Source organism: Pseudomonas algeriensis (assembly GCF_048847255.1).
GTDB lineage: Bacteria > Pseudomonadota > Gammaproteobacteria > Pseudomonadales > Pseudomonadaceae > Aquipseudomonas.
Genome location: NZ_JBKKRK010000001.1, coordinates 108347 through 121341, shown reverse-complemented (window position 1 = coordinate 121341; position 12995 = coordinate 108347). Strand labels below are relative to the sequence as shown.

Here is a 12995-nt window from a genome sequence, read left to right as displayed (position 1 = left end):
GCCCTCCGCCCGCCATCGCCCACGTCGCCCTCCCATTCACATATGCAAGGAAATGAAATCCACGAAACAGCGCAGCTTGGGCGTGATAAAGCGATTCGGCGGCCACAGCACACTGAAGTGAATGGTGCGGGTCACCTCTTGGGTCAGCACGGCCTGCAGCGCCCCGGACTCGAGGGCCTCCTTGACGGCAAATTCCGGCAGGCAGGCAATGCCCCGCCCTTCCATGGCGGCGTTGAAAAGCATGTCGATGTTGTTGCAGACCAGCACGGCCCGCAGGTCCTGCGTGCCGTTGTGGGACTTATCCGGTAGCGGCCAGCGCTCAAGCTTTCCGGTGGAAGGCACCCGGTATAACAGGCAGTCATGGTTGCTCAAGTCGCTGGCGTCCACCGGCGTCCCCTGGGCCTGGAAATAGGCCGGGGCGCCCACCAGCAGGAAACGGAAAGCACCCAATCGCCGTGCCACCAGGCGAGAGTCATTCAACTCACCGGTCCTGACCACCGCATCGAAGCCTTCCTCCACGACATCCACCAGGCGATCGCTGAAATCCAATTCCAGATGAATGTCCGGGTATCGCTTGGCAAAGCTGGACAGCAACGTAAACAGGAACTGCCCGGCCAAGGGTAGGCTCACGCGCAGCTTGCCGCGCGGTTCGCTGCTGGTGCTCGACAGTTCCAGTTCTGCTGCTTCCAGCTCATTGAGCACGCGCTGGCAGCGGTTCAGGAAAAGCATGCCCTCCGCCGTCAGGTTGATGCTGCGGGTGCTGCGATGAAACAGCCTGACGCCCAGGCGCTGTTCCAGGCGCGCGACGCTTTTGCCGATCGCCGATGAAGACACGCCTAATAGCCGTCCGGCCGCGACAAAACTGCGCGTTTCGGCGACCTGGACGAAAACCGAGATTCCGCTGAGGTTGTCCACGCTCTCTCCTTGAGATTCTTGCGCCTTGAATTGCGGAACGAAACGTCCGGTGTGTCCGGAATTCTAGCCTCTGTTTCCCCTGCCGTCTGCGACCTAGCATGGCGACGTCCATTACAGCAGGGGAATCGCGAACATGACCGCCAAAGAAACCATCCTACTCTCCAGCGCTATCGCCACCGACCCCATGCAGGTGAGAATCGACGCTGCCCTGAACAGCGCCATCGAAGAAAAACGCCTGGTGGGGGCCGTGGTGCTGGTTGCCCGTCGCGGCGAAATCACTTATCGCAAGGCCGTGGGCCTGGCCGACCGAGAGGCTGGCCTGCCGATGCGCACCGACGCCTTGTTCCGGCTCTCCTCGGTGACCAAACCTATCACCTCGGCCGCCGCCCTGGCCTTGGTCGCCCAAGGCCGCATTGGCCTGGATGATCCTATCGCTCGCTGGCTACCGGGGTTTCAACCAACCTTGGCGGACGGCACTGGCGTATCCATCAGCGTGCGCCAGTTGCTTAGCCATACAGCGGGCCTTGGTTACGGTTTTCTCGAAGGCACGGGCGGCGGCGCCTATGCACAGGCCGGAGTGTGTGACGGGCTGGAAAATGCGCCGGTGACCCTGGAGGAAAACATTCGGCGACTGGCGACGGCGCCGCTGCTCTATCGTCCTGGCACCGATTGGGGGTATTCAATTGCCACTGATGTGTTGGGCGCGCTCATTGCCAAGGTATGCGGGACCAGTCTGGCCGATGCAATCAACCAACTGGTGTGCGAGCCACTCGGCCTGTCCGATACCCGTTTCAATGTCGTCGACACCTCGCGCCTGACGGCCGCCTATCTCAATGCCGATCCCGCGCCACGTCGTATGAATGGTGTCGAAGTGATCGAGGTTTTCGAGAACACCGCCGGCATCCGGATGGACGCGGATCGGGCCCTCGACAGCAATGCCTACCATTCGGGAGGCTCAGGGATGATCGGCTCCGCCGAAGAATTCCTGACCTTGCTCGAAACCTTGCGCCAGGGTGGTGGCGCGCTCATGCCGGCGAGCCTGGCAAAAGAAATGGGAACCGTCCAGACCGGCAACCTGGAACTCGCCAACTGGCCTGGCCGTGGCTTCGGCCTCGGATTCACGGTGATGACTGACCCGCAAGCGGCACAAGCGCCGGAGTCCGTCGGGACCTGGCGGTTGGGTGGGGCTTTTGGTCATTCCTGGTTTGTCGATCCGGCGCAGCAGATCTCCGTGGTGGCGTTTACCAACACCGCCTTCGAGGGGATGTTCGGACAGTTTACGGTCGATCTGTGCAACGCCGTATACGGCGCTTGATGGCCCTCGCCTTGGGCTGCCGTTCACGCTTTGAGAATGCGCTCACACCTGATTCTTGCGAGAAATGACATGACTTGTTCTACCCGATCTAACGCATTATTCAGCCCGATGTTCTTCATTGCCCTGGGGTTGTTCGGCGTCTACACCATCGAGTTCGGCGTGGTTGGTATCTTGCCGGTGATCATTGAACGCTACAGCGTCAGCGCCTCCGAGGCAGGTTATCTGGTGGGTCTGTTCGCCCTGGTCATCGCGGTATGCGGCCCCTTCATGGTGCTGTGGTTTTCGCGCTACAACCGCAAGCGAGTCCTGGCCCTGTCGCTGTTCATCTTCGCCGCCTCCAGCGCCTTATCGGCCTATGCGCCCAATTACGGATCACTGGCGATCCTGCGGATCATTCCGGCCTTCTTCCATCCAGTTTATTTCTCACTGGCATTTGTCGCGGTGGTGTCGCTTTATTCAGAGGAACAGGCTACACAAGCGACCGCGAAGGCGTTTGTCGGCACCAGCATGGGCATGGTGCTCGGCGTGCCTATCACCACCTGGATCGCTGCACGTTTTTCCTACGAAGCGGCCTTCCTGTTCTGCACCGCAGTCAACGTGATCGCCGGGCTGGGCATCATCGCCCGGTTACCCGATACCTTTGCCGGGCAGCGGACGCCTTATGGGGAACAGTTGGCTATCCTGCGCAAACCGACGTTGTGGCTCAATATCCTGGCCTCGACACTGATCTTCGGAGCAATGTTTTCGGTGTATTCCTACAGCGCCGAGTATCTGTCTCGGGAAGCCGGAATGAGCGGTGAGGTGATCAGCGCCATGTTGATTCTGTTCGGCGTGGGCGGTGTGGCCGGTAATCTGCTGGCAGGCCGTTTGTTATCCAAAAATAAAGTGGGCACCACGCTAATGCATCCGATCATGCTGGGGGCGTCGTATCTGATCCTGCATTTCTTTGCCAGTCCGGACATCATGCCGATGATTCTGATCGTCGTGCTGTGGGGAGCCACCCACACCAGTGGCCTGATCGTGACCCAGGTCTGGCTGACCTCCGAAGCCCCGGAGGCGCCTGAGTTCGTTACGGGTCTTTACATCTCGTTCATCAATCTGGGCGTGACGCTCGGTGCGACTGCCGGTGGCTGGTTCCTGGCCCGCATGGGAATGGAAGGCACCATCGTAAGCGGCTTGGTTTTCTGCGTGCTGGCAGCCGCGACGATCGCGACCAAGGTACTTGTGTACGGGGCGCGACAGCCAGGTCTTGCGACGGAAACCCAAGCAGTTTTGCACTAAGTCATTCATCGGAGACCGTGGCAAGCCACGGTCTCTCTCGAACTCAGCGGAGTTTCTATCGGTCAGAACCACTCGGATGGAGTCACGATAGGAAACGTGCAGGCACTGTTGCAGTTGGAGCCCTAGCGCGGGGGTGGTGCAAGTTCATGAAAAAACCAGTCTTAAGCGAACCTACGGGAAGAATGCCTCACCCGGTGAAGCTCCGCAGAGGCAACCAAGAGCCGATTAGCGACCCTTAGATCGTCTGGTCCTGAAGATAGTCAGAAGGTGTAGACCCTATTCAGGACAAGACAGCCTTTGAATCCGACATTAGTTCTTTTTGAGTACCAATCTATGAATTGATCAGCGCTCTGCCGTAGGCAAGAGGGTCGGTAGCATTGGCACAACCTTTCAGAAGTAGCTTTTTATATCTTGCCGTCAATGAGGTGTGCCATGCCCAAGGTTGTCCAATTTCACCGTACCGGTGACGCTGATGTTCTGACTCTCGATGAAGTCGCTGTAACCGCGCCGAAAAGCGGCGAGGTTCAGATCGAAGTCAAAGCCATCGGCTTGAACCGTGCGGAAATCATGTACCGCACTGGGCAGTACGTGATCGAGCCCCAGTTCCCGGCGAAGCTGGGCTATGAAGCGGCCGGGATTGTCCGGGCGGTCGGCAGTAACGTCAGCGACATTGTTCCTGGTGACATAGTAAGCGTCGTGCCGGCGTTTTCTTTCGCCGATTACGGTATGTATGGTGAGGTGGTCAATGCGCCTGCGCATGCCGTCGTCAAGCACCCGTCCAATCTCAGCTTCGTGGAGGCAGCAGCCAGCTGGATGATGTTTGTTACTGCATACGGCGCGTTGATTGAGTACGGAAATCTACAGGCTGGCGAAACCGTGCTCATCCCGGCTGCATCAAGCAGTGTCGGTCTGGCAGCAATCCAGATCGCCAACATGCAAGGCGCCATCCCGGTGGCCCTTACCCGCACAAGTGCCAAGCGTCAGGCATTGCTGGACGCTGGTGCGAAATATGTCATTGCCACCCAGGAGGAGGATGTGATCGCCGAGGTGGCCGCGATTACCGGGGGCAAAGGTGCGCGTATTGTTTTCGACCCTGTTGGTGGTCCCGAGGCGACCAAGCTGATCAAGTCCATGGCCAGCAACGGAATCTTCTTTCAGTACGGTGCTCTGGATCATCGCGATATCCCGGTTCCGGTCTTCGACATTCTCGGCAAGCATCTGACCGTGCGGGGCTACGAGCTGTTCGAAATCACCACGGATATGCAAAAGCTGGCCAATGCCAAGGCATTTGTTGCCAAAGGCTTGGCAGGCGGTCAACTCAAGCCCGTCATCGACCAGATCTTCCCGCTTACTGACATCGCGGCGGCACACCGCCGAATGGAGTCGAATGCGCAGATCGGCAAAATAGTCGTCGTGGTCGACTGAGAAAAATGCTGCGGCAGCCAGCTTGGCTGCCGTACGCCATCGCTGCCTGCCCTCAAGCGATGATGGCCTATTTTTTGGGTCCCTAAGAGAGAGGCAGCCCGGCTTCGCTATCATGTGCAGAGTAGGTCTGGCCCGATGCGCAGGTAAATGGAGATTGGCGATGAACCTGATTGAAGCCATGCAAATGTTCGTGGCAGTGGTTGAGCATGGCAGCTACACCAGAGCGGCCGAGGCGCTGAGTGTGCATCGCCCGGCACTCTCCAAGAATATCCGGAATCTGGAGCACGAACTGGGTGTGCAGCTATTGCACCGCACCACGCGCAGGGTGAACACCACGCCAGCTGGCGATGAGTTCTATGACCGCAGCCGGAAGTTACTCGCGGAACTAGCGGACACACTGGACTGGTTTTCGCCGACTCGTCCGCCGCGAGGCAAGCTAAGGATCGACATGCAGACCGTACTCGGTCACGCGGTGATAATCCCGCGACTGCCCGAGTTCATGGAGCGCTACCCTGGCCTGGAAATATCTCTGGGAGCCACTGACAACCTGAACGACCTTATTGCAGAAGGCATCGATTGTTCCGTGCGGCTCGGTGATCTGGATGATTCGAGCCTGGTTGCCAAACGTATCGGCGAGGTTGCTTTGGTGACCTGCGCGGCTCCCGCCTACGTAAAGAAACATGGTTTACCAGCCACGCTGGATGATCTGCAGGCGCACGTGGCTGTCAACTTCATGGTTGAACAGCGCCGCCAGATCATGCCCTGGCGGTTCAGGGGCAACGGTAAAATTATCAGTGTGAAGATGCGCAGCGGCATCGTCGTCGACAACGCAGAGGCATTGCTTTACTGCGCATTGGCGGGGATTGGGATGGTGCAGGGGCTGCGCCCGGCGCTGCAGCGATACATCGATAGCGGACGTCTGGTGGAAGTTCTGCCGGATGTTCCAGTCGAGCCGAAAACCGTTTCCGTGTTGTTTCCGGATCGCCGTCATCTATCACCCAATGTGCGGGTATTTGTCGAATGGGTGAGTGCATTGTTCCAAGAGAAAAGGCATTAGCGCGGCCTCATTGGTGTTGGCCTGATTAACAGTCCCAACTTCCTCTGCCCGCCCCCAAGGCGAATGACTCGCGGCTCGGACCGAACATTTTCAGGTGCCACAACCGGACGAACATCAGGCGATTTTTTCCGGTGAGCATCGTTGGATTTCGCGCGTAGTCAACCGCTGGCGCGTAACGATGAAAATCGAACGCCCTTGCATTTCATCTCGCACAACGATGGCCAAGTTGACGGTACCCGCGTATAGCGGGCACCGCTTCACATAGGGGACGAAGGCTTACACGCCTGCTTACCAGCTGTAACTCACTTTGGCGGTAATCTCGCGACCCGGGTTGTAGAAGTTCGCTGTGCCGGAACCGACCACGTGCTGCTCATCCAGCAGGTTGCTGACGTTCACCGCAAGGTCGGTGCCCTTGGCGATCTCGTAGTTGAAGGCGGCGTCGAACAGCGTGGCGCCATCGCTTTTGCCGGAGTTGGCTGCATCGAAGTAATAAGAGCCGACGTAGCGCGCGCCCAAGCCAACGCTGACATCAGTGCCGGGCACGTCGTAATAACTCCAGAGCGAAGCGGAATGCTTGGGTGCCGTGGTGAACTCATTACCCTTCAGGGAGCTGCCGTCGTACAACGAACCGCGCAGTACCTCGGACTCCATATAGGAGTAGCCACCAATCAGGCTGAGGTTCTGCGTCACCTGCGCCTTGGCCTCCAGGTCGAGGCCACGCGCCCGCGATTCGCCCACCGTCTGTTGCTCGATGATGCCGCTCGGCAGCACCACGGCGATGGTGACGTTTTCCTGGGTCAAGTCATAAACGGCTGCGGAGAACAGTGCGTCCATCCCCATCGGCGCATACTTCACGCCCACTTCGTACTGCCTGCCGGTCTGCGGTGTTACGCCAACCTGAGGCGGCGAGACGGACTCCACCATGCTCACATAGGTGGACACCTCATCGTTGACGATATAGGTCAACGCACCTCGGTAGGAGGTTTCGGAGAAGTTGTCTTTCTCGGTGGATTGCAAGCCTTTGCTGGTAAGGTCCATCGAATCATTGCGCATACCGGCGGTGACGATGAAACGCTCGTAGAACGATAGGTTCTGCTGAAGAAATACGGCCTTGGTGGTCGCGTCTCGCTTGTTGACCGCATACGGGGTGATAGAGCGTGAAACGCCAGTAAACACGGGATTTGCAACGTCAATCGGGGTCGTCAGGGCGTAGACCGAGCTTTCCTTGGTAGTCGAATCGAGGTATTCCACGCCCACCAGGCTGCTGCTGTCGATGTTCTCGAAGCGGGCATCGTATTGCAGCATCAGGTTGCCGTTGAACTGGTCGGCCTCACTGTCCGTTCCAAACAAGTACCGGTCAACGGTAGTACCGACACGCGCGGCGCTGTCGCTGATGTAAACGTAGCCAAAATCATCGGTCAATTTGCTGTAACGCAGATTGCTGCGCAATACGAAGCCGTTGTCGAAGTCATGGGTGACGTTACCGCTGAGGCTGGTGCGCTCGACATCGTGAAAGTTGTAGCTCGGCTCACCATAAAACTTGCTGCGGTCGTATTCCTTGTCCAGCGGATAGCCGCCACTGTTGGGCGAACTTTCGGTTTTCAGATAATCCAGAATCACGGTGGCTGACGTGTAATCCGTGGGCGCCCAGGTGAGGCCACCCATCAGCAACTGGTTGTCGTCCTGTGAGTGATCGTACTCGCGGTCGCTGTTTTGGCCTTTGGCAGTAAAGCGGCCAGCCAAGGTTTTCTCGTCGTTCAGCGCATCCCCCACATCGATGCCTGTCTCGACATGGTCAAACGAACCGTAGGTCACATAGCCTTGGCCAAACTGCTCAAAGCGCGGCTGTTTGGTCACGAAATTCACCGAACCACCCGGGTCCGCTGGGCCAAACAGCGTGGAGTTGGCGCCACGCAAAATCTCTATGCGTTCGTAAGCGAATGGATCTTCGCGTACGCCGCGCATCGAACTCAGGGTCAAGCCGTCACGGTAGGTGGTGGCCTGGAAGCCCCGGATCTGGAAATAGTCGTTGCGGTCATCCGTACCATAGAAGTCACTGACCACACCAGGCGTGTATTGCAGCGCCTCTTCCGTGGTGCTGACGCTGCGTTGTTCCATTTCCTTGTTGGTAACAACCGACACCGATGCCGGTGTATTGAGAATGCTGGTTGCCACCTTGCCGCCCACCCAGAGTTCCTTGGCGACAACCGAGTTGGCGTCGTCGTCGGCACTGACCCTGACCTTGGCATTGATGATGAGGGGCGCAAGGCGATAGTCCTCGACGGACGTTGTGTCGAGCTGCAGCGGGCCGGCGGGCGTAGGCTGAGGGAACAGTAGATAGGCATTCGGGCCTTGCTGTTGGATTTGCAATTCGCTTCCCTGTAGCAAGGATGACAGCGCTGCCGACGTATCGAGCGTGCCATTCACGCCAGCAGTGGTGCGGTTCGCTACACTCGACGCGTCGAAGGAAAGGCTGATGCCGGCCTCGCGCGCAAAGCGGTCAAGCGCCGGCGCCAGCGGGCCGGCAGCGATGTTCCACTGCTTGACCTGATTGCTGTGGTCAGCGCTCGGCGTTTGCGCAAGCGATGGCAAGGCGTAGCTGCTTACGATCAGCCCCAAAATCGCACCGTGCAAGGCACGACTTAATGGATGGCGCTGGGAAACAGGGGACGAACTCATATTCTCGCTCCAAGAAAGGACATCGGCAGACAGGCCTGTATTCCGGCCTTTCTAAGAGGTCGAACGAGAATGAGAATACACCTCATTATTTTTTTCAGGTGGCACAAAGTTCTGATGGGCTTAGGTGGCAGCGGTCACGGTCACCCAATAACGGGTCCGATAATCAACGTGCAAATGCAGTGACTGCGCGATCAATGCCAGGACCTGATCGTTGTCGGCGAGTTGGAAGGTGCCGGAAACGCGACGATCCGCGACCTCGTCGGCGCAGCGCAGTACACCGGGGCGATAACGCGACAACTCCACGATGAAATCATCGAGGCGCATATTGCGCGCACTGATCACCCCGTCACCCCAGCTCCATAGATCAAGGCCGTTGCCTTTGAACATTCGGGCCCCACTTGATGTGAACAGCAGCTGATTTCCTGCCTGAACACTGCGGCTGGCAGGCGTTTGACTGGAGCCGGGGAAAACCGTGACTGATCCTTCCTGAGCCGCGACCAGCGTGCCACCGTCGAACTCGCGTGCCAGAAAGCGGGAACTCTGAGCGCGCATGATCCCGTCACGTGATTGCACCCAGAACGGTCGCGCTCGAGGCGAGTGTTGATCCGCGCCGACATTCACGATGATTTCACCACGTCGCAGGATTATCAGACGTCGCTGGGCGTCGAAATCGCTGTCGACGGCGCTATCGCTATTGAGCTGGATGAGGCTGCCATCATCGAGTTGGAAGCGCCGTTGCTCGCCGGTACTGCTGCGCTGCTGCGCAAGCATGGCGGGTACGGGTGTGTGGTCCCGGCCGAGCCAGGCTGCAGTGCCAACAGTCGCCAATATGCCTAGGAGTTTCAGGCTTTCCCGCCGCCGCATTCCATGATTGGTCCCATTAAGGGTTTGCCGGGCCAGTTGAGCTGGCACGCCTGCGAATTCATCCCCAAGCGCTTCCACGCGCTGCCACGCCAACACGTGCTCCGGGCACTGCTGCAGCCAGTGCTCAAATGTGCGCTGTGTTTGCTCATCTGGCTGATTGAAGCGCAGGCGCACCTGCCAGTAGATCGCCTGGTCGACAACGGCCGGATCCAGCGTCTGGGAGTCACGCCTCGACATAACGCAAGCGATAACAGTGTTGCAGGGCGGTGGCCAGGTCGCGTTCCACCGTCGCACGGGAAACACCCAACTTTTCGGCTATTTGTGCGCAGGTCAAGCCGTCGAGCCGGGCAAATAAAAACGCCTGGCGAACTCTCGGTTTAAGCATATCGAGCATGCGATCTATCCGCTCGAGCGTATCGAGAATCAGCAGTCGGCTTTCTTCCGAGGGAACGTCGTGTTGAGGCAGTAACGCGACGCTCTCCAGGTAGGCACGTTCGAGTTCGCGACGGCGATACTGATCAATCATCAACCCGCGGGCGATACTGCTCAAATAGGCCCGTGGTTCACGCAAGGGGCTGGACTGACGGGATTTGAGCAGGCGTACGAAGGTGTCCTGCGCCAAATCTGCTGCGTTATCGCGACATCCAATGCGTCGGATTAGCCAGCCGTGCAACCACGAGTGGTGGGTTCGATAGAGCAGCCCTAGATCTGCAGTACCTAGTGGTTCATCGCTGCGCATCGCAATCCCGGCAAATACATGATTGATAATTAATCGCATTCTACTCATGCGGTAGGCCTGAGGCAAATACGTGGTGCTTAGTGTCTGCTTTGGGCGAACGCTATCATTTTGTAGAGGCTGCGAGGGAACGCCAGGCACGCAGATGATCATCAGGACGGTGCCCAATCAACAAGCAAGTGGCGATCTATAGGTTGTGGTGTGACTGGCCCCATAAATGTTATGTTATTACATCTTTATGGGAGAGTTCATTTTGAAACATCACGTTCCGCTGCTGACAGGATTCACCCTCGGGCTACTTGGACAACCTATTTCAGCGGCACAACCTCTGACGCTGGACGCGTTGACTATCACCGGATCCACCGTGGAGGAGCGTGCCGATGGACCAGTGCAAGGTTATCGAGCAACGCGTTCGAGCACAGCTACTCGCACCGACTCCGACATTCGCGATACCCCGCAAAGCATCGATGTAATACCCGCCCAGGTGATCAAGGACCTCAACACCACGCGAATCGATCGCGCCCTGGATTTCGCAGGCGGTGTCTCACGACAGAACAACTTTGGCGGACTAACGTTTCTCAACTACAGCGTCCGTGGTTTTACCACCGGCGAACTCTACAAGAACGGCTTTGCCATCAACCGTGGCAGCTACAGCGCGCCGGACACTTCCAATATCGAACGTATCGAAGTGCTCAAAGGCCCGGCTGCAAGTCTCTACGGTCGCGGCGATCCTGGCGGCCTGGTCAATATCGTGACCAAGCGCCCGCAGGCTGAGGCGTTCAGCAACCTGAACATCAGCGCCGGCACCTGGGACCGTTACCGCAGCAGCCTCGACGTCAACTCGCCACTCGACAGCGAGGGCAACCTGCTGGCACGAGTAAACATGGCCATCGAAGACAATGGCAGTTTTCGCGATCACGTTGACAGTCAACGACGGATCATCAGCCCGTCGTTGAGCTGGCAGATTTCACCAGACACCCGCCTGATGCTCGACACCGAGTTCTCCCGTACCGAATCGGTGTTCGACCGCGGCATTCCGGCAGTCAATGGTGAGCTTGGCTCGGTCAAGCGGTCGACCTTCATGGGTGAGCCCAACGATGGCCAGATACGCAACGACAACCAGACCATTGATCTGGCGCTGGAACATTATTTGAACGACAACTGGAAGGTTCGCCTGGCCAATCACTACACGCAGGGCACGCTCAATGGCGCGAGCTCGGAACCTCAAGCATTGGTCGGCACCACCATCACGCGTTTCTATCGCGAGCGTGACTTTGAATGGAACGACAACATCACCCAGGCCGAGCTACATGGCAACTTCGAACTGGCCGGCTGGCAGCATCAGACGCTGGCGGGACTGGAGTATGAAAACTACCGCAACAGCCAGAAGTATCCCCAGAGCGCCACGCTTGCAAGCTATGGCTTGGATATCTACAACCCCGTTTATGGTCAGCCCAAGCCGGCCCTGACCCGCGCCAACGATTTCCACGAGCACACCGAGAGCTACGCGCTCAATTTGCAGGACCAGATCGCCTTTACCGATCGTCTGCGCGGATTGATCGGCGTGCGCCTGGAGCGCATCGAGCAGACTTCGCTGAATCGCACGACAGCTGTCAGCAACAGCCAGGAAAAAGACGTCGCCACTCCACGCGTTGGGCTGCTTTACCAATTGGCACCACAGGTCGGCGTATTCGCCAACGCGTCCACGTCTTTCAAGCCCAATACCATCGGCACGCAAGGCCAGGTCTATAAACCGGAAAAAGGCCTGGGTTATGAAACCGGTTTAAAACTGGACCTGTTCGACAGCCGTATTGGCGCGACCATCGCTCTGTTTCACATCGACAAGGAAAACGTCGTGACGACCGACGCGCTCGGTGAAAGTGTCGCAGCCGGTGAGGCTCGCAGCCAGGGCCTGGATCTGCAGTTCAGCGGCCAGATCACCGATGCCCTGCGTGTTATCGGTGCTTATGCCTACATCGACGCCGAGGTGACCAAAGGCGACTCCGCGCTACCCAAAGGCAGCGACCTGTTAGGCATCGCCCGCAACAGCGGTAGCCTGATGGGTGTTTATGAGTTTCAGGATGGCGCCTTGCGTGGATCGGACATGGGCGCAGCCTTCAACTATGTCGGCGAACGCTCAGGCCAGGCTGGCAGTAGCTTCAAACTGCCGTCGTATAGCACTGTCGATCTGCTCGCGCACTACAAAGCCAGCGAAGACGTTACGCTCGGGCTGAACCTGAACAATCTGTTCGATCGCAAGTACTACGAACGATCCTATAACAGTGCCTGGGTCCTGCCCGGAGAGCCGCGTAACCTCAGTGTGAGTCTGAGCCTCGACCTCTGACAGTGATCGCCAAGGTCGCAATGCATTCACCGCTCGAGCGCCAGGAATCGATTTTCCGGAACGCCTGCTGAGAGGCCTCCTCGACACCTTCGGCAACCAGGGTCAACCGAAGGCTATGAGCCATGGAGATAATCGCCTTGACCAGTTCCGCGCTGTCGCGGTTGTGTTCGATGTCGTAGATAAACGAGCGGTGGATCTTGAGCGTTTCGATGGGCAAGCGACTCAAGTAGCTGAGGGCCGAATAGCCGGTGCCAAAACATCAACCAGCTTCAGTTCCACCGTGAATTCTCCCGTCGGATGTTCCACCGATAGCTCAATCCATTCACGAGCATGCTCAGGCGCCATGCGTCCGCACATGCTGTCACCCGTCGAATAGTGC

9 protein-coding genes and 1 pseudogene are annotated in these 12995 nt (G+C 58.0%); 5 read left to right on the top strand and 5 right to left on the bottom strand.

The annotated features are described in order from the left end of the window. Positions 1 to 36: 36 nt before the first annotated feature. Entirely contained in the window at positions 37 to 915 is an 879-nt protein-coding gene (locus tag ACLK1G_RS00540) for a LysR family transcriptional regulator (RefSeq protein WP_420763604.1), read from the bottom strand. A 133-nt stretch (positions 916 to 1048) separates the two neighbouring features. On the opposite strand from ACLK1G_RS00540, the gene ACLK1G_RS00535 reads away from it, so the two are divergent. From ACLK1G_RS00535 to ACLK1G_RS00520, 4 genes are all read left to right on the top strand, one after another. Next, the gene (locus tag ACLK1G_RS00535; RefSeq protein ID WP_420763603.1) at positions 1049 to 2230 is read left to right on the top strand and encodes a serine hydrolase domain-containing protein; all 1182 of its coding nucleotides are present in this window, start codon (positions 1049 to 1051) and stop codon (positions 2228 to 2230) included. Positions 2231 to 2338: 108 nt separating this feature from the next. Beyond that, positions 2339 to 3511, top strand: a complete 1173-nt coding sequence (locus tag ACLK1G_RS00530) for an MFS transporter (RefSeq protein ID WP_420763602.1) — start codon at positions 2339 to 2341, stop codon at positions 3509 to 3511. Positions 3512 to 3943: 432 nt separating this feature from the next. Continuing rightward, entirely contained in the window at positions 3944 to 4936 is a 993-nt protein-coding gene (locus tag ACLK1G_RS00525) for a zinc-dependent alcohol dehydrogenase family protein (protein WP_420763601.1), read from the top strand. 160 nt (positions 4937 to 5096) lie between these two features. Continuing rightward, positions 5097 to 5993 (top strand): LysR family transcriptional regulator, encoded by an 897-nt coding sequence (locus ACLK1G_RS00520; RefSeq protein WP_420763600.1) that lies wholly within the window; start codon positions 5097 to 5099, stop codon positions 5991 to 5993. A gap of 288 nt (positions 5994 to 6281) precedes the next feature. Here ACLK1G_RS00520 and ACLK1G_RS00515 read toward each other — a convergent pair whose 3' ends face one another. From ACLK1G_RS00515 to ACLK1G_RS00505, 3 genes are all read right to left on the bottom strand, one after another. After that, positions 6282 to 8672 carry a TonB-dependent siderophore receptor gene (locus ACLK1G_RS00515; protein ID WP_420763599.1) on the bottom strand — a complete coding sequence of 797 codons (2391 nt, stop codon included), beginning with the start codon at positions 8670 to 8672 and terminating at the stop codon, positions 6282 to 6284. Between the two features lie 120 nt (positions 8673 to 8792). Further along, the gene (locus tag ACLK1G_RS00510; RefSeq protein ID WP_420764025.1) at positions 8793 to 9773 is read right to left on the bottom strand and encodes a FecR domain-containing protein; all 981 of its coding nucleotides are present in this window, start codon (positions 9771 to 9773) and stop codon (positions 8793 to 8795) included. Continuing rightward, on the bottom strand, positions 9760 to 10275 hold the full coding sequence (locus ACLK1G_RS00505; RefSeq protein ID WP_420764024.1) for a sigma-70 family RNA polymerase sigma factor: 516 nt from the start codon (positions 10273 to 10275) through the stop codon (positions 9760 to 9762). The genes ACLK1G_RS00510 and ACLK1G_RS00505 overlap by 14 nt, the downstream gene beginning before the upstream one ends. Positions 10276 to 10510: 235 nt before the next feature. Between ACLK1G_RS00505 and ACLK1G_RS00500 the strand changes: the two genes are divergently transcribed. After that, entirely contained in the window at positions 10511 to 12616 is a 2106-nt protein-coding gene (locus ACLK1G_RS00500) for a TonB-dependent siderophore receptor (protein ID WP_489685925.1), read from the top strand. Here ACLK1G_RS00500 and ACLK1G_RS00495 read toward each other — a convergent pair. Beyond that, positions 12588 to 12860 (bottom strand): annotated as a pseudogene (locus ACLK1G_RS00495) (EAL domain-containing protein); the annotation flags it as partial. The gene ACLK1G_RS00500 and the pseudogene ACLK1G_RS00495 overlap by 29 nt on opposite strands. Positions 12861 to 12995 lie beyond the last annotated feature (135 nt).